At 68.9% G+C, this 24,172-nt stretch carries 20 protein-coding genes and 2 pseudogenes; 13 read left to right on the top strand and 9 right to left on the bottom strand.

The features are described 5' to 3' along the window. Positions 1–244: 244 nt before the first annotated feature. The 5 genes and pseudogenes from ACFWO8_RS28080 to ACFWO8_RS28060 all read left to right on the top strand — a co-directional run. Entirely contained in the window at positions 245–781 is a 537-nt protein-coding gene (locus tag ACFWO8_RS28080; protein WP_378966582.1) for a YbaB/EbfC family nucleoid-associated protein, read from the top strand. Between the two features lie 110 nt (positions 782–891). Further along, positions 892–1,221 carry a type VII secretion target gene (locus tag ACFWO8_RS28075; RefSeq protein WP_378966562.1) on the top strand — a complete coding sequence of 110 codons (330 nt, stop codon included), beginning with the start codon at positions 892–894 and terminating at the stop codon, positions 1,219–1,221. 2 nt (positions 1,222–1,223) lie between these two features. Continuing rightward, positions 1,224–2,204 (top strand): hypothetical protein, encoded by a 981-nt coding sequence (locus ACFWO8_RS28070; protein ID WP_378966551.1) that lies wholly within the window; start codon positions 1,224–1,226, stop codon positions 2,202–2,204. Between the two features lie 57 nt (positions 2,205–2,261). After that, the gene (locus ACFWO8_RS28065) at positions 2,262–2,933 is read left to right on the top strand and encodes an O-methyltransferase (RefSeq protein ID WP_378966546.1); all 672 of its coding nucleotides are present in this window, start codon (positions 2,262–2,264) and stop codon (positions 2,931–2,933) included. Positions 2,934–3,097: 164 nt separating this feature from the next. Continuing rightward, a pseudogene (locus ACFWO8_RS28060) lies at positions 3,098–3,346 on the top strand (LysR family transcriptional regulator); the annotation flags it as partial. A 129-nt stretch (positions 3,347–3,475) separates the two neighbouring features. Here ACFWO8_RS28060 and ACFWO8_RS28055 read toward each other — a convergent pair. The 3 genes and pseudogenes from ACFWO8_RS28055 to ACFWO8_RS28045 all read right to left on the bottom strand — a co-directional run bounded on the left by ACFWO8_RS28055 (position 3,476) and on the right by ACFWO8_RS28045 (position 5,688). Further along, positions 3,476–3,841 (bottom strand): TOBE domain-containing protein, encoded by a 366-nt coding sequence (locus ACFWO8_RS28055; RefSeq protein WP_378966532.1) that lies wholly within the window; start codon positions 3,839–3,841, stop codon positions 3,476–3,478. A 97-nt stretch (positions 3,842–3,938) separates the two neighbouring features. Beyond that, a pseudogene (locus ACFWO8_RS28050) lies at positions 3,939–4,268 on the bottom strand (ATP-binding cassette domain-containing protein); the annotation flags it as partial. 433 nt (positions 4,269–4,701) lie between these two features. Then, complete coding sequence (locus ACFWO8_RS28045; protein WP_378966515.1) at positions 4,702–5,688, bottom strand: zinc-binding dehydrogenase; 987 nt, start codon at positions 5,686–5,688, stop codon at positions 4,702–4,704. 232 nt (positions 5,689–5,920) lie between these two features. Here ACFWO8_RS28045 and ACFWO8_RS28040 point away from each other — a divergent pair, with 232 nt between their 5' ends. Together ACFWO8_RS28040 and ACFWO8_RS28035 are read left to right on the top strand one after the other, a co-directional pair. After that, entirely contained in the window at positions 5,921–7,141 is a 1,221-nt protein-coding gene (locus ACFWO8_RS28040) for a DUF418 domain-containing protein (RefSeq protein ID WP_378966510.1), read from the top strand. 223 nt (positions 7,142–7,364) lie between these two features. Beyond that, positions 7,365–8,084 (top strand): DUF418 domain-containing protein, encoded by a 720-nt coding sequence (locus tag ACFWO8_RS28035; RefSeq protein WP_378966500.1) that lies wholly within the window; start codon positions 7,365–7,367, stop codon positions 8,082–8,084. On the opposite strand, the gene ACFWO8_RS28030 is transcribed toward ACFWO8_RS28035, so the two are convergent. Then, positions 8,067–8,741 (bottom strand): class I SAM-dependent methyltransferase, encoded by a 675-nt coding sequence (locus ACFWO8_RS28030; RefSeq protein WP_378966494.1) that lies wholly within the window; start codon positions 8,739–8,741, stop codon positions 8,067–8,069. The two genes, ACFWO8_RS28035 and ACFWO8_RS28030, sit on opposite strands and share 18 nt — an antisense overlap. Before the next feature lie 88 nt (positions 8,742–8,829). Next, a complete protein-coding gene (locus tag ACFWO8_RS28025; RefSeq protein ID WP_378966488.1) occupies positions 8,830–9,501 on the bottom strand; it encodes a TetR/AcrR family transcriptional regulator in 672 nt (223 codons plus the stop codon). 93 nt (positions 9,502–9,594) lie between these two features. Between ACFWO8_RS28025 and ACFWO8_RS28020 the strand changes: the two genes are divergently transcribed. The 4 genes from ACFWO8_RS28020 to ACFWO8_RS28005 all read left to right on the top strand — a co-directional run bounded on the left by ACFWO8_RS28020 (position 9,595) and on the right by ACFWO8_RS28005 (position 13,337). Beyond that, a complete protein-coding gene (locus tag ACFWO8_RS28020; RefSeq protein ID WP_378966480.1) occupies positions 9,595–11,064 on the top strand; it encodes an MFS transporter in 1,470 nt (489 codons plus the stop codon). A gap of 228 nt (positions 11,065–11,292) precedes the next feature. Next, on the top strand, positions 11,293–11,943 hold the full coding sequence (locus ACFWO8_RS28015) for an urease accessory protein UreF (RefSeq protein WP_378966469.1): 651 nt from the start codon (positions 11,293–11,295) through the stop codon (positions 11,941–11,943). A gap of 28 nt (positions 11,944–11,971) precedes the next feature. After that, positions 11,972–12,679 carry an urease accessory protein UreG gene (gene ureG, locus ACFWO8_RS28010; RefSeq protein ID WP_378966464.1) on the top strand — a complete coding sequence of 236 codons (708 nt, stop codon included), beginning with the start codon at positions 11,972–11,974 and terminating at the stop codon, positions 12,677–12,679. After that, a complete protein-coding gene (locus ACFWO8_RS28005) occupies positions 12,669–13,337 on the top strand; it encodes an urease accessory protein UreD (protein WP_378966454.1) in 669 nt (222 codons plus the stop codon). The genes ureG and ACFWO8_RS28005 overlap by 11 nt, the downstream gene beginning before the upstream one ends. 59 nt (positions 13,338–13,396) lie before the next feature. Here the strand turns inward: ACFWO8_RS28005 and ACFWO8_RS28000 are convergent, their stop codons facing one another. The 4 genes from ACFWO8_RS28000 to ACFWO8_RS27985 form a co-directional block, all read right to left on the bottom strand. Next, positions 13,397–14,176, bottom strand: coding sequence for a hypothetical protein (locus ACFWO8_RS28000; protein WP_378966436.1), 780 nt, complete (start codon positions 14,174–14,176; stop codon positions 13,397–13,399). A 207-nt stretch (positions 14,177–14,383) separates the two neighbouring features. Beyond that, positions 14,384–15,805 (bottom strand): NAD(P)/FAD-dependent oxidoreductase, encoded by a 1,422-nt coding sequence (locus ACFWO8_RS27995; RefSeq protein WP_378966430.1) that lies wholly within the window; start codon positions 15,803–15,805, stop codon positions 14,384–14,386. A gap of 157 nt (positions 15,806–15,962) precedes the next feature. Further along, a complete protein-coding gene (locus ACFWO8_RS27990; RefSeq protein WP_378966648.1) occupies positions 15,963–16,859 on the bottom strand; it encodes a tat pathway signal sequence in 897 nt (298 codons plus the stop codon). A 118-nt stretch (positions 16,860–16,977) separates the two neighbouring features. Then, positions 16,978–17,184, bottom strand: coding sequence for a hypothetical protein (locus tag ACFWO8_RS27985; RefSeq protein ID WP_378966427.1), 207 nt, complete (start codon positions 17,182–17,184; stop codon positions 16,978–16,980). Between the two features lie 189 nt (positions 17,185–17,373). Between ACFWO8_RS27985 and recC the strand changes: the two genes are divergently transcribed. Together recC and ACFWO8_RS27975 are read left to right on the top strand one after the other, a co-directional pair. Beyond that, positions 17,374–20,793, top strand: a complete 3,420-nt coding sequence (recC, locus tag ACFWO8_RS27980; RefSeq protein ID WP_378966419.1) for an exodeoxyribonuclease V subunit gamma — start codon at positions 17,374–17,376, stop codon at positions 20,791–20,793. Then, complete coding sequence (locus ACFWO8_RS27975) at positions 20,790–24,152, top strand: UvrD-helicase domain-containing protein (protein WP_378966410.1); 3,363 nt, start codon at positions 20,790–20,792, stop codon at positions 24,150–24,152. Before recC ends, ACFWO8_RS27975 begins: the two co-directional genes overlap by 4 nt. The last annotated feature ends 20 nt before the right edge of the window (positions 24,153–24,172 follow it).

The following is a 24,172-nucleotide window of genomic DNA, read 5'->3' as shown; positions in this document are numbered from 1 at the left end:
CCACCGGCACCACCTCCACCGGGGAGCATCACCGGTCGCGGGCGCGCGATCAACTCGACCAGTTACCGAGGCAACCTTCCTGGACGAGGCACTAGGCGTACGTCCGCCTTCGCTCCGGCCGTGCGCGAGCTGATGAACGCTGTCGCGGCTGCGTCCATTAGGCTCGTCGCGATCCGAGCGGGGCGGGTTCCAGCCCGCCGTCCGCCGTAGAGCGCCGGGTACCCGGCGGGAGGGGAAACACAGCATGGACGACCTGAACAACGCCGCAACGGAGCTCTCGCGCTGGGCGGAGGATCTGGAACAGAAGGCGCAGCGCTACCAGGAGCTGCACGCCAAGATGACCGCGGTGAGCGTCACCGATACCTCGGCCGACGGCCGGATCAGCGTCACCGTGGACGCCAACGGCTCGACCACCGCCATCACCCTTGCCGCGGCGGTCCGCGGCATGGATCCCACCGCCGTGGCGACCGAGCTCATGGCCTGCACACACCGAGCCCAGGCGCGCTTGCGCGACCAGGTCACCGGCTTGGTCCATGACACGGTCGGCACCGACGAAGCCGGGGAGGCCATCGTCGGCCAGTACAGCGACCGGTTCCCCGATCTCGACCCGACGTCGTCGGCGCCCGTTCCGCCATCGGCGCCGCCGGCCGCCCCTGCCGCGCCGTGGCCGTCCGAGCCCGACGCTCCCGCGACCCGCAAACCCGACCGCAACCGGGTTGTCGCACCCGAGGAGCCGTCCGACGAGGACATGTTCTACCAGCGCAAATCCTGGTTGCAGTAGCCACCGCAACAACTCGGCACACATTCGATGGAACCGAATGGGGTCGGGGCGCGTCCAATTAGATCGAGAGCTGCGGACTCGACCGAGTTCGCCGGAGGAGGGATTTGCGCGTGACCAGTCTGGTGAATGTGAATCTGGATGCGATCAGGTCGCAGGCCTGCTCGGTGGACGTCGTGTCCGGCGGGGTCGCCGAGGCGCTCGAGGCGGCGAACTATCTCGCCCACGCCGACGACGGCTACGGCCTGCTCGTGAAGCCGTACGCGGTGAGCACCCTGAACACGCTCCACGACGAGATCACCGAGACACTGGCTCAGCTCGACACCCTGACCGCGGAGATGCCGGGCAAACTGCGCACCGCCGCCGACACCTTCGAAACGTGTGACACCACCCGGGCGGGCGATCTCGCAGGCAAGACCGCCGAGATCGAAAGGAACGTCTGACCATGGCCGACGGACCCAACGCAGCGGGCACGTTCCTCAACGAGAACACGATCCTGCCCGGCACGGTGAGCACCTTCGACGACGGCGAAGCACCGCAGAACGACCTGCTCGTAGAAGGCGTCGACTACCGGGACACCTATTACCAGGAAAGCAATTTCCTGTTCAACAATGTGGGCACCCCCGAGGGCGGGGAGGAGCCCGACGCGGGCATCATGAAAGGCACGCTCCTGGGTGACACCTGGGAGAACGGACTCGGCGCCTACCAGGCGGTGACCGGCGACGGATCGATCACGGACAAGGTCGGCGCCATCTCCGCGGCGGCGGGTACCGCGGGTGATCTGGCGTCCGCGGCGTCGATGTTCGGCAAGGCGATCAAGGGCACCTCCACGCTGGCGAAGTTCGATCCGTTCAACTTCCTCGGCGCGCAGCTGATGAGCTGGATGCTCGAACACGTCGAACCGGTGCGCAAATCACTGGAATCGATCACCGGCAGCCCGGATATGGTCAAGGCGTATTCGGATTCGTGGAAAGCGATTGCCGAGAGTCTGACAACGACCGCAGAGGAATGGGCAACCGCACTCGACAGCGGAATCGGTGAATGGGCGGGCGAAGCCGCCGAAGCCTACCGGGCCACCGCGACAGATCTGACGGGCAAGATCGCCGAGAAGGCGGCTGTCGCCGGGGTGCTGTCGGAGTGCAATGCGGCGATGAAGGGCATCGTCGAGACAGTGCGTGAGATCGTGGTCGGGATTCTGAGCAATCTCGCCGGCATGCTCGCCGAGGCGACCGCGATACTGATCGCGTCCGCGGGTACGGCGACCCCCGCCCTGATCGCCCGGGCGCTGTTCGACATCTCGCTGGCCACAACGACGGTCGCACAGCAGCTGGTGGCACTGTCGCAGGCATTGATCGACACGAAGACGCTGGCCGAGAGCGCCGTGAAGATCATCCAGGGCGTCACCGAAGTCGAGACCGCGAAGTAGCGACCGCGCTCGACGCGGAAGCCGGTGCCGACCCGCTCGCGGTGGCAGACTGCGACTATGACGACCAACGATTGGGCCGATGTCGACAGCTATCTCGTCACCACCCTCGTGGGCGAGGAAGGCGTGCCCGCACTCAACGCCAACGCCGACGCGGGCCTGCCCGCCATCGACGTCTCCCCACCCCAGGGCAAACTGCTGAACCTGTTGGCTCGCACCGCGAAAGCGCGCCGGGTACTCGAGATCGGCACCCTCGGCGGGTACAGCACCGAGTGGCTGGCGCGCGCGGTCGGTGACGGCGGCCTCGTCGTCACTCTCGAATTCGAACCACGCCACGCCAAGGTCGCCCGGGAGAACCTGGACCGCGCCGGGGTGGGCGATCGCGTCGAGATCCTGGTCGGCGCGGCCCTGGACACCTTGCCCGGCGTCGCCGAGGACCTGACCGAACCATTCGACCTGGTCTTCATCGACGCCGACAAGGTCAACAACTCCAACTACGTGCAGTGGGCGCTGCGCCTGACCCATCCGGGTTCGGTGATCATCGTCGACAACGTGGTGCGCGCGGGCACGGTCGCCGACGAACAGACCGAGGACCCGAACGCCAGGGCGAGCCGCGACCTGATCGAATTGCTCGCCGCCGAACCGAGTGTCGATGCGACCGTCATCCAGACTGTCGGCTCGAAAGGTTGGGACGGATTCGCTTACGCCGTGGTCAACGGTCCGAATTCCTGACCTTTCACCGTGTTGGGACGGATTCGCCTACGCCGTGGTGAACGGTCCGAATTCCTGACCTTCACCGCCCGGCAACGCGGATGGCCACTGCCGGGCGGTCGGAGTTCATCACGGGGTTGTTCGCTGCCGCTAGCGTGGGAGTGTTCGACAGAGGAGCCGCCGTCATGGAATTCCGCCATCTCGTCTCGTTCATCGCGCTCGCCGAGGAATTGCATTTCGGGCGTGCGGCGCAACGTCTGCATCTGACCCAGCCGAGCCTGAGCGCCCAGTTGCAGAAACTGGAGAAATCCCTGGAAGTGCGGCTGGTCGCACGCAACTCGCACGAGGTGCGGCTGACACCGGCGGGCCGGGAGTTCGAGCTGCAGGCCCGCCAGATCGTGGCCCAGCTCGACCGGGATCTGCGTGGTGCTCGTGGACTCGGTGGAGCCGGTGGTGCCGAGGCCGCAGCCGGTGAGGGCGAGGGCGGTGGTGAGCGCCACGCCCAGCGCGGGAAGTGTGCGTTTCATGGTGGGTCTATCCTTCTCATCGGGGTCTTGCCGAAATCAGTGAACGGCGACAGCGGCCGCGTCGACGGCCGGTATCGAATTGGGCTGTGGTGCTTGCCAAGTCAGGCGCAGGCCGGTGTCGGGATCGAACAGGTGGATGTCGGCGGGGTCGATGCGGCAGGCGATGTCCTCGCCCACCCGGACACCGGCCGGACGCGCCGCGCGCACGCAGAGCCCGGATTCGAGGTGCACGAGTTCTTCGCTGCCGAGGTTCTCGACCATTCGCACCCGGCCTCGGACATCGGTCGAGGTGTCGTCGATCCGCAGGCGTTCCGGCCGGATTCCGGCGACGACGGTGGTGGCGTCGCCGGAACCCTCGGCGATGTCCAGCCCGGCGTCGATACCGTCGGCCCTCACCTTCATATGGCCGTCGCTCGCGGCGTTTCGCGTCGAGGTTCGACAGCGGCTCGTCCATCAGGAACGCACCGGGATCGCGAACCATGGCCCGCGCCAACGCGACTCGCTGCCGCTGTCCGCCCGACAGCGCGACCGGGCGTCGCTCCAGCAGCGCCGAGATCTCCAGCGTCGCCGACACCTCGGCGACCCGCTGCGGGATCTCCGCCCGCGGCCTGCGCCGGGCCCGCAACGGAAACCCGATATTGCGGGCCACCGAGAGATGCGGATACAGCGCATAGCTCTGGAACACCATCGCCAGATCCCGCCGCTGCGGCGCCGCGTCCGTGACATCGGTGCCGCCAACCAGAATTCGCCCCGCGGTCGGCTCCGCCAACCCCGCGATCATCCGCAACAGGGTGGATTTGCCACAGCCACTCGGCCCCAGCAACACCATGAACTCACCATCGGCGATATCGAGACTCACCTCGCGCACCGCGTACTCGGCATCGAACTTCTTCGACACCGCTTCGATCTGCAGTCGTGCCATGCGCCCAGTGTCGAGCCTGCTACTGTCCGCGCGCCGGTGCGATAGTGAACGTCGATCGGTCCAATCGACTCGGCCCTACCCGGACGCGGACTGCACCGGTGTCCGCTCAGCCAGCGGGCGAATCCGCGGCGAGGATGGATTCGAGAATCGCGCGCTGCCTGGCGTCCAGTAGGCCTCGGATGAGAGTGCTGGTCTGCCAGTGGAGGTCGGCGGTGGGGGTGTCAGGGGCGGGAAGCGGGCGGGGTCGCGCTTGCTGTGCAGGATCGCGTCGATCCGGACGACGTCCGTGCGCTGTGGCGGGCATGCGGGAGCGCCGGTGTCACACCGCCCGGCCGAGGGTTCAGCGAGATCCGGCGTGCAGGACGACTTTGCCGTTGCGGCCGGGAGTTTCGGACACCACGGCGGCCTCGGCGGCTTGATCGAGTGGGAAATCGGCCTGTACGTCGAGACGCAGGGTGCCGTTGGCGGCGAGCGTGACGAGTTCGGTGATCAACCGTAGGTAATCGGCGCGATCGATGTCGGAACTGCGCTGCTGGCCCCAGAAACCTTTCACCACAGCCTGTTTGAAGATCACGGCGCCGGTGTCGATGATCAGCGGTTTGCCCGACAGCGCGCCGAAGGAGATCAGTTCACCCCTCGGGGCGAGCAGCGCCATCAGGTCGCCCGCGGCGGGGCCGCTGACCTGGTCGACGGCGCGCACAATCGGTTCGCCGCCGGTGATGCCGGCCCCCGTGGCGAGCCAGCCCACCGATTCGGTATCGAGCACCGGACCGTAGCCGAGCTGTTCCAGCGCCTGCACCGAGGACTGGCCGCGCACCAGGCTCAGCACCCGCACACCGCGTTCCTTCGCGAACAAGTTGAGCAGGCGACCGACCGCGCCGTTGGCGGCATTCACCACGATCCACTGACCCGACGTCACCCGCAGGTCATCGAGCAGCATGAGAGCGCTCAGTGGCATGGCGAGCAGTTGGCAGGCGGTCTCGTCGGCCACGGAATCCGGCATCGGCACCGCTTGTCCGGCGCGGGCGACGAAGGATTCCGCCCACGCCGCACGTACGCCGGCGATCGCGACCCGCTGCCCGACCTGGAGTGTGTCGACACCGGGCCCGACCGCCTCGACAACACCGGCGGCCTCGGTTCCGGGGATCGCGGGCAGCGTGGGCCGGTAGCCGTACACGCCGCGGATGATCGCCAGATCGTGGTTGTGGATCGGCGAGAGCGACATCGCGATCCGCACCTCACCCTCCCCGGGCTCGGGGGTCGGCACCTGCTGTGCGGTGAGCACGTCCTTCGGTTCACCGAATTCGTCGATGACAACTGCCTGCATGTCCGCCTCCGTGGTGGTTGCGAGTCCCTGCCGAGCGTGATCGTGCTCCATTGTGGCACCGTGGCCGTCGTGGGTCGCTCAGGTGGCCGGTTGCCGCCGGGAGCGCCCGGCGCATGGTGGGACGCGGCTGTCAATACGCCGCAGGGCTGACCGCGGGTCGCTCTCCGGTACGGCGTGAAGATAGCTCGCACGGTGGACGAATGTGACCGGTCGGCGTGCGTACGCTCGGTGTATGGCAGACGCACTCGGAACACGTTCGCCCGCAGTGCGATCCGGCTCGCGCATCGCCGAGCTCGATATCCTGCGTGGGTTCGCCCTGTTCGGGATTCTGATCACCAACGTGGTCGTGGCAACCACGTTGTGGTCGGTGGTAGGCACTCGCGAGGACCCGGTACTGGGCTTCGGGGGCACCGTCGATCTGCTGGTGCGCGCCACTGTCGATGCACTGTTCGCCGGGCGGTTCTATCTGCTGTTCGCGTTCCTGTTCGGATATTCGTTCACCCTGCAGATCGCGGCGGCCCAGCGTGCGGGGGTTTCGCCGGTGCGCCGGTTGCTCCGACGGTGTGCCGCGCTGATGGTGATCGGGCTCGTGCACGTCTACCTGCTGTGGATCGGCGACATCCTCACGCTGTACGCGTTCCTGTGCCTGACGCTGATCGCGCTGCGCAACATGCGGCCGCGGACCGCGGTGATCACCGGGATAGTGCTGTACGTGACCTGGTCGGCGTGGACCTTTCTGCCGGGCAGCACCGGGGTTCTCGCGTTCGGTGAGTTCGTCGACCTGCCCGCGATATCCGCCGACTACACCGCGGACTTCGCGTCGACGCTCTCCGCGCAGACCGCCCTCGCGCCGGTCTTCCTGCTGCTGATCTGGTTCAGTCAGGGCGTGCCGAGCTTGGCGATGTTCCTGATCGGCATGGCGGCGGGCAAACGAAACCTGTTCGGGAACCCGGAACTGCTGCGCCGCTGGTCCTTTCGCGCACTCGTGCTCGGCTTCGGCCTCGGCCTGCCGATCTCGGCGATGACCTTCGCCGAGTCGATGACCTGGTGGGACGCTCCCACCGCGCTCCACGGCCTCCAATTTCTGGTGAATCCGGCCATGACGTTCGCCTATGTCGCCGCGATCCTGCTGGCAGCACAGTCCGCACGGCTGGGCCGCTGCACGGCCCTGCTCGCCCCCGCCGGGCGCATGGCCGCCACCAACTACATCGGCCAGTCGATCGTGCTGATGCTCGTCTACACCGGCTACGGCCTCGCCCTCGCCGACACCATCGCGCCCCTGGCTGTCATCGCGATCGCGCTGCTCACCTTCGCCGCGCAACTCGCGTTCAGCGCCTGGTGGTTGCGCGGTCATCGTTACGGCCCGGTGGAGTGGTTACTCCGCGCCGCGACCTACCTGACCATCCCGCCATGGCAACGTCGTTCCGAACAGCAGGCTCCGCCCGCCGCATAAGGTGCCGCTTCGGCGCTCTACCGTTTACCGGTGCTCGACGTATCGGATCCGCCCGCAACGAAATCCGTACGCCGGATCACCGAGCTCGACATCCTGCGCGGGTTCGCGCTGTTCGGGATTCTGATCTGCAACGCGGTCGTCGCTGTACGCCGCCCTCGGCCTGATCCTGATCGCGGTTCGCCCGCTCGGTCCGCGGACGGCAGCCCTCGCGGGTGCGACGCTCTTGCTGATCTGGGCGATCGGCAGCGTCCTGCCCGGCCTGACGCCCGGCGCCGGACTTCGGATGCCCGAGGTGGGGGCGGCCTATACCGGCACTGCCGCCGAAACCCTTTCCGCCCAGCTCGCCGTCGCGCCCACCGCGCTGCTACTGGTGTGGTCCGCCGGGGCGGTGCCGAGCCTGGCGATGTTCCTGCTGGGCATGGCCGCGGGCAAGCTGAACGTGCTCGGGCAGTCGAACATGACGCGTACCTGGGCTTTACGGGCTCTCGTAGTGGGACTGTGCGCGGGAATGCCCGTTTCAGCGCTCACTGTCGCGGCGTCGATGGGGTGGTGGACACCGCCGCCATTGCTGATCGGGATCCAGGCGCTGGTGAATCCGCTGATGACCTTCGCTTACCTCGCCGCTGTGGTGCTGGCGGCACGGTCGGTACGGCTGGGTCGCCACTGCGCTGTGTTGGCACACGCGGGAAAGATGGCGGCCTCGAACTACATCGGGCAATCGATCGTGCTGATGGTCGTCTACACCGGCTACGGTTTCGCCTTCGCCGACGATGTGTCGCTGGGCGTCGTGATCGCGGTCGGCCTGGCGACCTTCGCCGCCCAACTCGGGCTCAGCGCCCGGTGGCTGAGCCGCCACCCGTATGGGCCGGTGGAATGGGTCCTACGTGCTGCGACCTACTGGACCGTCCCTGCCTGGCGTAAGCCGTCAGTCGGCGTTTTGTGAAAGGCGGTGGAATTCGGCCCGCCAGCGGTTGAGACCCGAGGCGTCGTGGCGAGGGACGGATTCCACGCGGATCTGGGCCAGGTCGGGGGCGGTGAACGAGTCGATGTCGCCGCGAGTGAGGGGCCATGGTGGGCCGACGGTGGCGGGGGTCTTGCTGATGTCGGCGATGACGAGCAGGGTCGCGCCCGGCGCGAGCAGGTCTCGGATGCTGGTGATGGCGGGGGTGCGGACGTCCGGCGGCAGGGATTGGACCGTGATCGACTCGATGACCAGGTCGAAGGCGTGGCGCCAGGCCGGCGGTGGGTTGAGTAGGTCGGCGACCTTGTAGGTGACGGGGGAATGCGGGAAGCGGGCCCGCGCGCCGCGGATCGCGGTGGGGGAGACGTCGAAGGCGGTGGTTCGGATGCCTTGGGAGGCAACGAATTCGGCGTCGGTGCCGTAGCCGCAGCCGATCACCAGGCCCCGCGTTCCCTGCGGTAGCGAGGCAGTGCGGAGCCAGTCGACCAGCAGTGGATTGGGTACGTCTCGATCCCACGGAACCACCGAGGTCCCCGCTGCGGCCTCGGCATAGAGCGGTTCGAACCATCCGGTCGGATCGTTCGCGGCCAGAGCCTGCGCGGCGAGGCGACGATCGGCGGACGGCTGCGCGTCGGTCATAGGTCCAGTCTTCACCACCGGCGACCGCCGTGTCGCCCGATATTCGGCGACTCGCCCAACGGCCGGTGATGCTGAATGGTGCTCGAGGTCAAGCCCGACGGGCAGCGCGCGCGGCGAAACCGTCGCAGAGCGCTTCGAGGCCGAGAAACAGGAGGTCCTCGGAGGTGAGGTCGCTCACCCCCGCGCCCTCGAGGTCGGCCAGCGCAGGCGGCACGGGGAAGGAGGGTTTGCCCTCGAGGAGATCGCGCAGCCCGTTGGTGTCGTCGGTGGCGGTGCGCTTCTCGGCCAGTAGCGCGCCGCCGACCACCGGCAAGCTGGCACCGGAGATGTAGTTCCAGACCGAAAACCCCATCGTGGTGGCCTCGCGGGCCGTCACGTCGAGTTCACGCAGGCCCTCGACCAACCACGCCAGGCTCGTCAGGCCCTGCGGGCCGAAGCTGTAGCGGGGGACCGCGAAGGTGAGCAGCACCCAGGGATGCTGCTGGTAGAGCTCCCAATCGATCTCCGCGGCGATGCGCACCCGGTCGCGCCACGTCCACCCGCGACCGACCGGATCGGGGTAGGGGTGGCGGGCGGCGATCTCGTCGGTCATGGCCGCGATGAGTTCGTCCTTGTTCGCCACGTGCCGATACAGCGACATGGTGCCCACATCGAGGCGGTCGGCGATGCGGCGCATCGACACCGCGTCGAGTCCGTCGGCGTCGGCGAGGGTGATCGCGGCATCGACGATCGCGGTGCGGGTGAGCTTCGCCTCAGTCATCCCATGACTCGCTTTCGTAATACAACCTTCATGCGTACACTGTACCCAGCTCCCGCGTACGGTGTACGCACACCGTGGAAGGATATTCGGAGAATGACGAAGCTGGAACCGGCGGTGCCCACCGCAGTCGCCGGTGGACGCCGCGCATGGCTCGGCTTAGGCGTGCTGCTGCTGCCGGTGCTGTTGGTGTCGATGGATATCTCGGTGCTCTTCCTTGCCATGCCGACCCTCACGGCCGACCTGGACCCCACCGCGTCGCAACAACTCTGGATCCTCGACATCTACGGGTTCATGCTGGCGGGTCTGCTCATCACGATGGGCAACCTCGGCGACCGCATCGGCCGACGCAATATCCTGCTCGTCGGCGCCGCCATCTTCGGTGTCGCGTCGGTGCTGGCCGCGTTCGCGCCCACCGCGCCGATCCTCATCGCGGCCCGCGTCTTGATGGGCATCGGCGGTGCGACGCTGCTGCCGTCGAGCCTGGCGCTGATCTCCACGCTGTTCCCCAACGCACGGGAACGGGCCACCGCGATCGGCATCTGGACCGCGTTCTTCGCCGGTGGTTCGGCGGTCGGCCCGATCATCGGCGGGGTGCTGCTGCACCACTTCTGGTGGGGCTCGGTGTTCCTGATCAACATTCCGGTGCTGGCGATTCTGCTGATCTTCGGGCCGATCCTGCTGCCCGAACATCGTTCCGCGGCCCTCGGCCCGATCGATCTGCCCAGCGTCGCGCTGTCGATCGGCGGGATCCTGCCGTTGATCTACGGGATCAAACACATCGCCGCCGAAGGACTGGACGCGGTGTCGCTGGTGATCGCGGTGATCGGCGTCGGACTGCTGGTGCTGTTCGTGCGCAGGCAGCGTCATCTCGCGGAACCGCTGCTCGACCTGTCGTTGTTCACGCGGCCGCTGTTCCGGGTGGCGATCGGGGCGAGCATGGCCGGCATGATGTCGCTCGCCGCGATGAGCTACCTGACCAGCATCTATCTGCAGTCGGTCACCGGTCGTGACCCGTTGGCCGCCGCACTGCTCGGCATTCCGATGGCGATCGCGGTGTTCGTGTGCTCGATGAGCGGCGCGCGGCTCGGGCTGCGGCTGGGCGTGCGGGCGACGTTCACACTCGCGCTGATGCTGTCGGCGATCGGCAACCTGATGCTGCTCGGCGTCGGTGTCGACGGCGGTCTCGGTTGGTATGTGGCGGGCTCGGTGATCGCCGGTATCGGCTATGGCTTCTCGTTCACGCTGGTGTCGGATGTCGCGGTGTCGGCGGTGCCCGCCGAGCGGGCGGGGTCGGCGGTGGGGATCTCCGAGACGAGTTTCGAACTCGGCAATGCGCTCGGTCTCGCGCTGCTCGGCTCGGTGGCCGCGTTGGTGTTCCGCTCCGGTGGCGACTTCGGCGAGACCCTGGGCGACACCCTGCTGCAGTCATCCGGTGACGACGGGCTGATCCACGCGGCTCGCGAATCCTTCGTCAGCGGAATGCACCTCGCGACCGCGGGCGGCGCACTTCTGCTGATCGCGATGGCTGTGCTGGCCTGGCGCTCGGCCCGCACCAGCCACTGAGTGACATCCGCCAGGTGTGCGCTACGACACCTGGCGGTCGACTCGGTCCTGACCGCGGATCGACGCCGACTGCCGCTGATCGAGAGCGACCCGTCGCGGGCGGCCATTCGGCGGATCGTGGATCGTCCGGCCGGGTGCGACCGTCCGGCGGCGTGATGGCCGCCACGGTGTGCGGTGGTGGTCGCCCTCACCGGGCGGACGTCCAGGTCGGTTGCATAGGATCGTCGGATGCGAAACGAGGGTGCGACGGGACTGGCGACATTGCTCGCCCTGGCCGATTCGCGCCTGCCCATCGGTGGGCACGTGCATTCCGGTGGTGTCGAGGAAGCCGTGTCGTCGGGGTTGCTGCGCGACAACGCGAGCGTCGAGTTGTACCTGCGGCGCCGGGTCGCCACCTCGGGACTGGTGACTGCGTCCCTCGCCGCCGCGGTGTGTGGCGCGACGCTGACTCCCGAACGCGCCGAGCTCGAAGCCGACGCACGCACACCGTCACCCGCCGCGCGAACGGCTTCGCGCGCGCAAGGCCGCGGTCTGCTGCGCCTGGCCAAACAGCTGTGGCCGCACCATGATTGGACCGCGGTGGGGCCGCGTCCTCACCTGTCGACGGTGTTCGGCATGGTCGGTGCCGCCTGTGGCGTGAGCACCGAACAGCTGGCGGGTGTCGTCGTCTATACGACACTCACCGGCGCTGCCACCGCCGCGCAACGCCTGCTCGCCCTCGATCCCGCCGCCATCGCCGCGAGCACCATGCGCCTGGCACCGCTGTGCGACCGGATCGCCACCGAGGCGGCCACCGGGCTCGCCGCGTTGTCCGATCCGCTGCAGGACGCGCTCGCCGAACGTCACCTCCATCGCGACATGCCGTTGTTCGCGTCCTGACCACTGAATCCGATAAGAAGGAGCCCCCATGCCTCCCCATCTGATCGATGGCGAACCGCACAATCACAGCCACGACCGGCCCAAGCGCGACCGCGCCGCCGGTGAGGCCCTGCGCATCGGCATCGGCGGCCCGGTCGGTTCCGGTAAGACCGCGCTGGTCGCCGCCCTGTGCAGGCAACTGCGCGACGAACTGTCCCTGGCGGTGCTGACCAACGACATCTACACCACCGAGGACGCCGACTTCCTGCGCCGCCACGCCGTGCTGCCCGACGAGCGGATCACCGCCGTGCAGACCGGTGGCTGCCCGCACACCGCCATCCGCGACGACATCACCGCCAACCTCGACGCCATCGACGACCTCGTCGCGGCCAACCCGCCGCTGGACCTGATCCTGGTGGAATCCGGCGGCGACAACCTCACGGCCACTTTCTCTTCCGGCCTGATCGACGTGCAGATCTTCGTCGTCGACGTGGCCGGTGGCGACAAGGTGCCGCGCAAGGGCGGCCCCGGCGTCACGTTCTCCGACCTGCTCGTGGTGAACAAGACCGACCTCGCCCCGCTGGTCGGCGCCGACCTGGGCGTGATGGAGCGCGACGCCGCCAAGGTCCGCGACGGCCGCCCCACCGCCCTGGTCTCCCTGACCGACGACCCGGCCGCCACCCCCGTGCTGGCCTGGGTGCGAGAGCAGCTGCGGGTCGCCGCCGAACAGGACGCGGCCACCGGCGTTGCGCACTGAACTGAGCATCGTCGCCGTACCGGGCAGACTGCCCCGCATCGACGCGGTCGGCGGTCTGGCCGGGCGGCACACCGGCATCGACACCGTGCACCTGATCGGTACCGCGGCCACCCCGCTGGGTGGGGACGAACTCGACATCACCATCGTGGTGCGCCCCGGTGCGCGGCTGGTGGTTCGTTCGGTGGCGGCGACGATCGCCCTCCCTGGTGCGGCCACCGTGTTGTCGAACGCGCACTGGCGCTTCGAAGTCGGCGAAGGCGCCGAACTCGACTTCGATCCGGAACCGACGATCGTGGCCGGTGGCGCACACCATCACACGGTGACCACGGTGCGGGTGGCACCCGATGCGCGGTTGCGGCTGCGTGAACGGGTGCAAGTGGGCCGCAGCGGCGAGGACGGCGGCGGGTGGCGCGGTGATCTGCTGGCCGATGTCGGCGAGGTGCCGTTGCTGCGGCACCGGCTCGAACTCGGCGCGGGTGCGTCGACCGATGATCGGCTCACCGCACCGCGTGCGCTCGACAGCGAACTGGTCTATCCGGATGACCGTCCGGCCTGGTCGGGCAGTGTGGATGAGGTTCGGCTCCCGCTGGCCGCGGGCGGTTCACTCGCCACCCGAACAACCAGCCGACTGCGCGCGATCGCGATCGCCAACGCCTAGGCGCGGAAATGGCGGTGGGAGCCGAGCCGATGGCCCGACTCCCACCGCTGGGAATTCGATCAAGCGTTGACGAGCTCGGCTTCCGTATCGACGGTCTCGGGGGTCCCCGCACGCGGTGGTGCGAGGAAACCGCTTGCCGCACCAACCGCCGCACCGATGCCGGCGCCGACAACTGTGATGGGGATCGACACGGCCATGTACGCGGCCATGCCACCCAGGATCGGGCCCGCGACCAACCCGACCGGAAACAACGGGATTCCGGCGACGAGCCCGGCCAACGCACCGCCCGTGCTGGCCATCATCGCGAACGGGATCGCCACGGTGGAACCGACCGCCGCGCCCCTGGCCGCCGAACCGAGCGTCTCGGCGGCGATCCGGTCGGAGCGGCTGCGCTCCAGCCCCACCGAATCGAGGAAGGTCGCCAGATTGGCCTCGGTATTGGCCGCGGTGTCGTTGATCTGGATCGAGGTGTCGACCGGCACGAAGTCCGGCACCGGAACCTGCTGGTCACCGAAGCGGAACTGCCCCGGCGGTGGCAGGATCGGCGGCACCGGCGCGACCGCGGTCGGTGCGTGCAGCGGACCCACCGGAGACAGGTAATCCATTTCCGGCCCCGTCCGCGACCACTGCAGCGAGCTGCGTGTATTCGCGGGCATCGGCTGGCCCACATAGGGGGTGGCGTTGGGTGCCACCGCGTCGAACTCAGGTCCGGCCTGATGCTCGGGCTGGGTCACCGCCGCCTGCGCGGGCTCGGCATTCGCGGTGCCCGTGCCGATCAGGGCCATGACCAGGGGTACCGCTCCGGCTGCGACGACCGAACCTACCTTCTGTCGCTGCAAGTTCGGCGCCCTGTGTTTCCCCGTCGCCATAGATCACCTTTCATCCTGGGGATTGGTCACACATATGACCTCCGACATTCGCCACCGGTGCTCGACTCGGATGGGTACGAAACGTCGGCAACCCGCAATGTCGGTATGCCGAAAGGTAACTGGAACGACGAAGGCCGGGTGGTTCGATGGAACCACCCGGCCAGTGCGCGAGCTGGGTCAGCCGATCTTGCGCTGTCCTTCGGTGAGCGGTTCGGCGGTCGCCGGCGGCGCACCCATGTCGGCCGCGAGTTCATTGGCCTCCGCCTGATCGGCGTTGACCTCCTCGATCGCGAGCCGTGCGAAGATCCACTGTTCGGTCGCCGCCATCTGACCGCGGTTGCGGCCGAGGAACGACACGAACCAGCCGATCACGGTGACGATCCGGCTGCGGTAACCGACCAGGTAGTAGAGGTGCAGCGCCAGCCAGGCGAGCCAGGCCAGGAACCCGCTGAACTCGAGCTTGCCGATCTGGCAGACCGCGTCGAACCGCGAGATCGTGGCCATCGAGCCCTTGTTGAAGTACTTGAACGGCGCGCGCTCCTCGGGGGTCTGACCCTTGAGCCCGGCCTTGATGGCCTTGGCCGCGTAGGTCGAACCCTGGATGGCGCCCTGCGCCTGCCCCGGCACGCCGGGCACCGACATGAGGTCGCCGACCACGAACACGTTCGGATGACCCTTGACGGTGAGGTCGGGCTCCACGATCACGCGCCCCGCCCGGTCAACCTCGGTGCCCTCGGAGCGTTCGGCGATCATCTTGCCCAGCGGGCTGGCCTGCACGCCCGCCGACCACACCTTGCAGACGGCCTCGATCCGGCGGGTGGTGCCGTCGGCGTCCTTGACGATGACGCCGTGCGCGTCGACATCGGTCACCATGGCGTTGAGCTGGATCTCCACGCCCATCTTCTCGAGCCGCTTGGCCGCCTTGGCACCCAGCTTGGGCCCCATCGGGCCGAGCACCGCGCCTGCGCCTTCGAGCAGGATGACGCGCGCGTCGCGGGGATCGATGGTGCGGAAGGTGCCGTCGAGGGTGCGGTCGGCGAGTTCGGCGATCTGCCCGGCCAGCTCCACCCCGGTCGGGCCCGCGCCGACGACGATGAACGTCATCAGCCGGTCGCGCTCTTCCTGGGTGGTCGCCAGCTCCGCCTGTTCGAACGAGCCGAGAATGCGTGCGCGCAACTCGAGCGCGTCGTCGATGGTCTTCATGCCGGGCGCGTACGTGGCGAAGTGATCGTTGCCGAAGTACGACTGCTGGGCACCGGTGGCGACGATCAGGCTGTCGTAGCCGGTCACGGTGTCGCGGTTGAGTAGTCGCGACGTGACCTTCTTGTTCGCCAGGTCCACGTCGATGACGTCACCGAGCAGCACCTGCGCGTTCTTCTGCTTGCGCAGCACCAGCCGCGTGGCCGGGGCGATCTCGCCGGTCGAGAGGATGCCGGTGGCCACCTGGTAGAGCAGCGGCTGGAACAGGTGGGTCGACGTCTTGGAGATGAGCGTGACGTCGACATCGGCTTTGCGCAGATGCCGGGTACCGAACAAACCGCCGAACCCGGAACCGATCACCACTACGTGGTGCCGCTTCCCGACAGACTCAGTGCTCATCGTCGCGCTCCTCGACAGACTGGGGTGGGCCCCGCGGTGGTAATGACAGGGTTAACCGTAGTCGGCTCCGGTTGTGACGTCGCAACAAGAACCCGATCGCGGCGTGTGCTGCGTCGTCTCATCGAACGACAAGATCGACAATACGGGCTGCGCCGAATCAGCGACCTGCGAGAAGCAGCTCGGCCACCCGGGTGTCGGTCTCGGCGCCGTCGGTGTAGCCGCCTGCCCCGCCGAGCGCGTTCATGATCGACAGCGTGTACCGCTCGTCGGTGCCCGCGACACCGACGGAGTTCACCACCCAGCCGTCGGCCTCGGCCGACCAGCCGTTCTTCAGGCCCGGCCGCATCGACGAGCCCGCGCCCCACACACCCCAGTGCTGGTTGGAGTCGACCGAGCGCATCCGGTCGAGCAGGTAGGCGAGATCGTCGGGGTGCATGGTGTCGAGGATGGTGTTCATCAGCCGGTCCAGGTCGGCGGCGGTGCACTTCTGGAACGACCAGTCCGGGAACAGCGCGGTCGTGGTGGGCTGCGGGATCAGGCTGACCATGCCGTAGGCGCGGAACGCGTTGTTGTAGGCCATCCGGTCGAAGCCGATGTACTTGTGCCACAGCACGTCGGCGGCGTGGTCGTTGGAGGTGGCCAGCATCGCTTCGATGTTGAAGCGGTCGTCGGGGGACAGGCCGATGGCGCCGACGCGGGCCCGGTTGAGCAGGTCGGCGGCGATGGCCAGCTTGATCGTGGACGCGGTCCAGACCTGGTTCTCGGCGTGTTCGTTGGCGTAGACGCCGCCGGTCTTGCGGTCACGCAGCACGTAGCCGACGGTGCCGGGCCGACCGGCGAGATAGGCGTCGGCCCGCGCTATCCGAGAGCTCATATCGGCGTCGAACCCCGGCAACGACACCTGGGTCAACGCGGGCGGCGCGGCATGGGCCGGACCGACGAGAACAGGGAGGCCCGGAGTGAGGACGGCGGCGGCGGCGAGCAGGCAGGCAGTTGCTGCGACTCGGGAGACGACACGAGTGGAGGGGGAACGGTCACGCACGATGGACCACACTCGCACACCAGGCGCCGCAATGCACTAATTCACCGCAAATCCGGCGTCCGGCGCGACAGGCCTGTTGTGGCGCACGCTTGTCGTCGCTCAGGGGTGTTGCGGCGCAGCGGAATTGCCCTCAATGATGCGCGGCGTGCGGTGTGGCGATGGGGCAGCCGTTGAGGCGATGGCAGTGCTCGAACGCTTCGCCGTGCCGGTCCAGCGGCCACGAATGCAGTACCTGATCAGGCCCGTAGCGCCGGGAATTGATCAGCTCCCAGCGCGCGCCCACTCGGCGGACGATGAAGCCGCCACCGGGCACCAGGGGAAACACCTGCGCGATCATGAAACGAAACCAGCCTTTCGCCCGCGGCCGTACTGTCCCACCCGAACCGCAACGATCCCACGGTCGGCGTCGAGGGTGCCGCAGGCATGGCCGGGACGCGTTGCGGTGTGGCGTAATTCACTAGCCCGGTCCAGTGACGGTGGCGGGGTCGCGCGATTGCGGGTCGGTCGCTGGGCGTATAAACAACGGATGTCGTTGCATCTCCATCGCGCCGAACGCGCCGACGCGCTGGCCGACGGACTCGGGCGTTTGCTGGGGGCAGTGCCTGCCGATCCTTTCGTCACCGAAGTGGTCGCGGTTCCGGCCAAAGGGGTGGAGCGCTGGTTGGCGCAACGGTTGTCGCGTGTACTCGGTGTGGTGGGTACTCGGGGCGCCGACGGACTTCGCGAAGGCGGCGTCGCGGATTCCGGCTCCGGTGTCAGCCGCGGCCCGGTCGGTGACGGGGTAGCGGCGAATATCGCCTTTCCCGCGCCTGCGGCGCTGGTAGCCGAGGTGCTGGCCGGTGCGAGTGGGGTCGCGCCCGCCGACGATCCGTGGGCCGGTCAGCGATTGGTGTGGACGCTGTTGCGGGTGATCGACGAGGTCGCCGACCAGCCGTGGGCAGCGGTTCTGGCGCGACATCTCGGCCTGCCCGGGGCGGATCACCGGGTCGGCAGGCGCTACGCCACCGCCGCCCACCTCGCCGCCCTGTTCGACTCCTACGCCGCCCAACGTCCGCAGGTGCTGCTCGACTGGGCGGCGGGCGCGGACACCGACGGCGCGGGTGGAACTGTGCCCGACGATCTCGCGTGGCAACCGCGGTTGTGGCGCGCGCTGCGCACCGCCGTCGATGCCCCGAGCCCGGCCGAACGACTCGCGCACGCCTGCGCACGCCTGCGCGCCGACCCCGCCTCGATCGACCTGCCCGAGCGGGTCTCGCTGTTCGGGCTGACCCGACTCCCCGCCGACCAACTGGCCGTCATCACCGCCCTCGCCGCCCACCGCGATGTCCACCTCTGGATGGCGCACCCGAGCCCGGCCATGTGGACCGCGCTCAGTGCTGCTGGGGCGGTCGCCGACGGCGGACTCGGAGTCGGTGCAACGGTTCGTCCGCGCGCGGACGATCACACCGTCGACCTGGTTTCGCACCCCCTGCTCTCGGGGCTGGCCCGTGATGTGCGCGAGTTGGAGCAGCGCCTGATTCCGGTGCTGGACAGCGATATTCACCTTCACGATGAGATCGCCACGCACTCGCTACTCGACGTCGTCCAGGCCGCCGTGCGTGCGGACCGAGTGCCGGAAACGGGCGCGGTGCCGGACGGGAGTGTCGAAGTCCACGCATGTCACGGCCCGGCGCGGCAGGTGGAGGTGCTGCGGGATCTGCTGCTGCGGACGTTCGCGGCGGATCCGGCACTCGAGCCGCGCGACGTGCTGATCATGTGCCCCGATGTGGAGGCGTTCGCGCCGTTGGTGCGGGCGGCGTTCGGGCAGCGCGGCACCGGCGTCGACCTCCCGGTCGAGGGTGAACACCCGGCGCACCGGTTGCGGGTGCGGCTCGCCGATCGCGGGCGGGCGGTGACCAACCCGATGCTGGCCGTGGTGATCGAGCTACTCGACCTGGCCGACGGTCGCGTCACGGTGACGCAGGTACTCGACCTGGCGGCGAGCGAAACCGTACGCCGCCGTTGCGGGTTCGACGACGACGACATCGAACGGCTGCGCGAGTGGGCGGCCGAGTCGGGCGCGCGGTGGGGAATCGGGCAGCGTCAACGCGAGGCGTTCGGCCTGGCCGATTTCGCCCAGAACACGCTCAACGCCGCGGTGGACCGCATCCTGCTCGGCGTCACCGCCGACGAATCCGGCGACGACTGGCTCGACCTGGCGCTGCCACTCGACGATGTCGACTCCAACGACGTCGACCTCGCGGGCCGCTTCGCCGAGTTCATCGACCGACTGGCGGTCTGCCTGCGTGACCTGCGCGGCCCGCGGCCCGCCGCCGAATGGACCACGGTGCTGCTGCGCGCCGTCGACCTGCTCACCGATGTGCCCGTCGCGCATTCGTGGATCCGCACCGAAGCGCGCCGCGAGATCGTCGCCGCCACCGAACACGCGGGCGCCACCGGGCTGCGGCTGGCCGACGTGGCGGTCCTGCTCACCAGTCGACTGACAGGCGGCCCCGGCCGGGCGAACTTCCGCACCGGCGAACTCACCGTGTGCACCCTCGTTCCGATGCGTTCGGTGCCGCACCGCGTGGTGGTGCTGCTCGGCCTCGACGACGATGTCTTCCCGCGTCCCGGCAGTATCGACGGCGACGACCTGCTGGCCCGCGACCCGCTGGTCGGCGAACGTGATGCGCGCAGCGAAGACCGCCAACTCCTCCTGGATGCCATCATGGCGGCTGGGGACACCCTGCTGGTCCTGCACACCGGTGCCGACCCGGTCACCGGCGCCGCCCGCCCGCCCGCCGTCCCGGTGGCCGAACTCCTCGACGTGCTCGCCACTCAGGTGGGGCAGGCGGCCATGGACGCCGTCCACATCCGTCACCCGCTGCAGGCCTTCGACCGCCGCAACTTCGCCCCCGAGAACCCACGCAGCTTCGACACCGTCGCCCTGGCCGGTGCGCGGGCCGCCGCCCGTCCGTCACAGCCGCGGCCACCGCTGCTCACCGCGCCGCTGCCGCCCGCTCCGGCCGCCGATGTCGCACTGGCGGAACTGATCTCGTTCGCCGAACATCCGGTGCGCGCGTTCCTCTGGCAGCGGCTCGGCCTGCGGGTGCCCGAAGAATCCGAGGATATCGCCGATCAGCTTCCGATCGAACTCGACGGCCTGGCGAAGTGGGACCTCGGCGAACGCATGCTGACCGCCCGCCTCACCGGTGCCGACCCGGCGGGGCTGCGGGCCGCCGAATGGCGTCGGGGAACGTTGCCCCCCTTCAGTTTCGGGGCCAAGGTGCTCGACGAAGTGGAGGGCACGGTCGACACCATCGTCCGCACCGCACTGCCCGACTACGAGGCACCGCCGCGCGCCGTCGACATCGCCGTCGACCTCGGCAACGGCCGCACCCTCGCGGGCACCGTGCCCGAGGTCCGTGGCGAGACACTGGTGCGCACCACCTACTCGCGCCTGGCACCGAAACACCGGCTCGCGTCCTGGGTTTCGCTGCTCGCCCTTGCCGCCACCGAAGACCGATCGTGGCAGGCGATCAGTACCGGACGGGGCCAATTCCGGAGCAGACCGGTGGCCAGATCGGTGATCACCGCACCCGAAGCGCCTGCCGCACTGGCGATCCTGCGTGACCTGGTCCGGTTGCGCGAGGAAGGACTGTGCGAACCGCTGCCCTGCGCGCCCGCCGCCACCGCCGCCTACGCCGAGCGCCGGTTCCGTGGTGACAGCGTCGCCGACGCCCTGCTCGCCGCCGAACACGCCTTCGACGGCGGTCCGAACGGTCCGGACAAGTTCGGCGACCACACCGACCGCTACCTGCGCTATGTGTGGGGCCGCGCACTCCGATTCGCCGGTCTCGCCACCGAACCCAGCCGACCCGGCGAGCCGGAGAGCACTCACTTCGGTGCCCTCGCGCGCCGCTGGTGGGCGCCGCTGCTCGCCGCCGAAAGTCAGGGACAACCGTGACGGGGACCGTATCGGCGCCCACCGCCTTCGACGCCACCGGCCCGCTGCCTCAGGGCACCACCGTGCTCGAGGCCAGCGCGGGCACCGGCAAAACGCACGCCATCGTCGGGCTCGCGGTCCGCTACGTCGCCGAGGCGGGCATCGCGATCACCGAACTGCTCCTCGTCACGTTCAGCCGCGCCGCCACCCAGGAACTGCGCGAACGCACCAGAGACCGGTTCGTCACGGTGGCGACCGCACTGGCCGAACCCGATACGGCACGGCACCACCAGGACGAACTCGTCCGGGCGATGGCCGACACCGACCCCGCGACCGTGCGGCTGCGCAGGCACCGATTGCTCACCGCCCTGGCCGATTTCGACGCGGGCACCATCGCCACCACCCACTCGTTCTGTCAGCGGATGCTCGACGAACTCGGTCTCGCCGGTGAACACGACCCGGGTGCCCGGCTGGTCGAATCGGTGGACGACCTCGTCGCCACCGTCGCCGACGACCTGTATCTGGCCCGCTACGCCCGCGACCGCGCCCCCTTCACAGTGCGCGATGCGCACACCCTGGCGCTGGCGGCGGTCCACGATCGGCACGCCGACCTCGCGCCGCGCACCGACGGTGCGGCGGGGGAGCGCGTGGCCTACGCGAGCGCCGTGCGCGTCGAGACCGAACGCCGCAAACGCCGTGCGGGACTGCGTGATTTCGACGATCTGCTGGTGCTGCTGCACGATGTGCTGGCCGACCCGGAACACGGGCCGCGCGCCTGCGCCCGGATCAGGCAGCGGTACCGGGTGGCGCTGGTCGACGAGTTCCAGGACACCGATCCGCTGCAGTGGGACATCCTGCGCCTGGCCTTCCACCAGCACGCCACCCTCGTGCTGGTCGGCGATCCGAAGCAGGCCATCTACGCCTTCCGTGGCGCCGAGGTGCTCAGCTACCTCGATGCCGTGGCACTGGCGGATCGACGCAGCGAGCTCACCCGCAACTGGCGCAGCGACGCCGGACTGCTGCGCGCCATCGACCACCTGTGTGGCGGTGCGGAATTGGGGCACCCCGAGATCAGCGTGTATCCGGTGACGCCGACACGGCCGACGACCCGCCTGCACGGTGAACCGGACGCGATCAGCCCACTGCGACTACGGGTGCTGCCCCGGACCGGGGCCGGGGCGCGCAATCGGTCGGGGTTCCCGTCGGTGGGCAGGCAGCGGGCCAAGGTCGCCGATGATCTGGCCGCCGATATCGTCACCCTGCTCGAATCCGGCACCGCCATCGACGCCAAACCCGTACGCGGCGGGGATCATTCGCTGCGCGAGGTCGGCGACGGCCGAGTGCGCAGGCCGATCGGGCCCGGCGATATCGCGGTGCTGGTGCGCACTCGATCCCAGATCGATGTGGTGCGTGCGGCATTGGACCGGGTCGGAGTCGCCTCCGTCCTGGCCGGCGGCACCAGCGTCTTCGCGACCGTCGCCGCGACCGATTGGCTGTGGGTGTTGCGGGCCCTGGAGCAACCGCATCGCGGTGACCGGGTGCGGCTGGCCGCGTGCACACCGATCCTCGGCGTGACCGCCGCCGAGATCGACTCGGGCGGTGCGGATCTCGTCGGCCGGGTCTCCACCCAGTTGCGCGACGCCGCGCGATTGTTCGCGCGCGCCGGATTCGCCGCCGTGTTCGACAAGCTCGCCACCGAAACCGACCTCGCGCCGCGCCTGCTCGCGGTGGACAACGGCGAACGCGAACTCACCGACCTGCGCCACCTCGCACAACTACTCGACGAGGTCGCGGTGGCCGATGGCCTCGGCCTGACCGCGCTCACCCGCTGGCTCGCTGACCGTGTTCGCGACCCGGAGGCAGGCAGTATCAGTGGTCGCAGCCGCAGGCTCGATCGGGACGCGGCGGCAGTGCAGATCGCCACCGTGCACGCCAGCAAGGGCCTCGAATTCCCCATCGTCTACCTGCCTTTCACCTGGGACAGCGCCAAGAATCCGTACCCGGCGACGCTGCTGTTCCACGACGACAACGGCACCAGGGTCCTCGATATCGGCGGCAAGGAGGCCCCCGGTTACGGCGAGCGCCAATTGCGTTGTGAGGCCGAGGAATCAGGGGAGGAACTGCGGCTGCTGTATGTGGCGCTGACCCGGGCGATGTGCCAGGTCGTCGCATGGTGGGCGCCCGCGGTGACCACCGGCGCCGCGCCGCTGCACCGGATGATGCTGGGCCGACGGCCGGGTTCGGCGCAGGTACCGCGCCGGGCGGAGATTCCCGCCGATACCGCTGCGGCGCAACGGATTTCCGAGTGGGCCGCCGCGGCCTCGGACGTGATCTCGGTGACCATGGTCGATCGCCCAGAGGATGTGGCGCCCCGGCGAGTGCGCACCGAGCTGCCGACCGGTGAGCTTGCGGCCGCGGGGTTCACCCGCTCCCTCGACCAGCAGTGGCGGCGCACCTCGTACTCGGCGCTCACCGCGGGTGCGCACGACGCCCCAGGAGTGAGCGACTCCGAACCAGAGGACGGACCGGGCCATGACGACGAGCCCGCCGAGGCGCCGGTCGACGCCATGACCGGCAGCACGGCCGCCCCGTCGCTGATGAACGACCTGCCCTATGGTGCCGAGTTCGGCACGCTGGTCCACGGCGTCCTCGAAACGGTCGATACCTCGGTGTCAGACCTCGCTGCCGAGGTTCACCAGCGGTGCGTCGAGGCGGTCGAGCACACGATGGCCGAGCTCGATGTCGACCTGCTGTCGTCAGCGCTGCTCGAAGTCCTGCGCACCCCAGCCGATTTCGGCTCCCTCTCCGTGATCGCCACCCGGGACCGGCTCAACGAACTGGAATTCGAGCTGCCACTCGGCGGTGGCGATACGCCCGGTGCGCGCTCGGCCGGAATGCACGCCATCGCCGCGCTGCTGCGCACCCACCTGCCGGCCGACGACGATCTCGCCGGGTACGCCGATCATGTTGCCGCACTGCCCGATACGGTGCTGCGCGGCTACCTGACCGGCAGCATCGACGCGGTTCTGCGGGTACCCGATGAAACAGGCGAACTCCGCTATCTCATCGTCGACTACAAGACCAACCGGCTCGGCACGGGGGACCTCACCGTCGAGCACTATCGTCGCGACCACATGGTCGCGGAGATGATCCGCTCGCACTATCCGCTGCAAGCGCTGCTGTATGCCGTCGCGCTGCACCGCTATCTGCGCTGGCGGCTGCCCGGTTACCACCCCGCCCGCCATCTCGGCGGTGCCAGATACCTGTTCGTGCGGGGCATGATCGGCACGGCGACCCCATCGGGGCACGGTGTATTCGATTGGCATCCTTCCGCGGAACTCGTTGTCGCGCTGTCGGACCTACTCGCCGGGGAACGATGAGCAGGGCGGCCGAAGCCGGT

Origin of the sequence: Nocardia sp. NPDC058480, from assembly GCF_042720495.1 — a bacterium.
In the GTDB taxonomy this organism is placed as follows: domain Bacteria; phylum Actinomycetota; class Actinomycetes; order Mycobacteriales; family Mycobacteriaceae; genus Nocardia.
The sequence above is the reverse complement of the archived record's forward strand: the minus strand, read 5'-3'. Positions and strand labels throughout refer to the sequence as shown.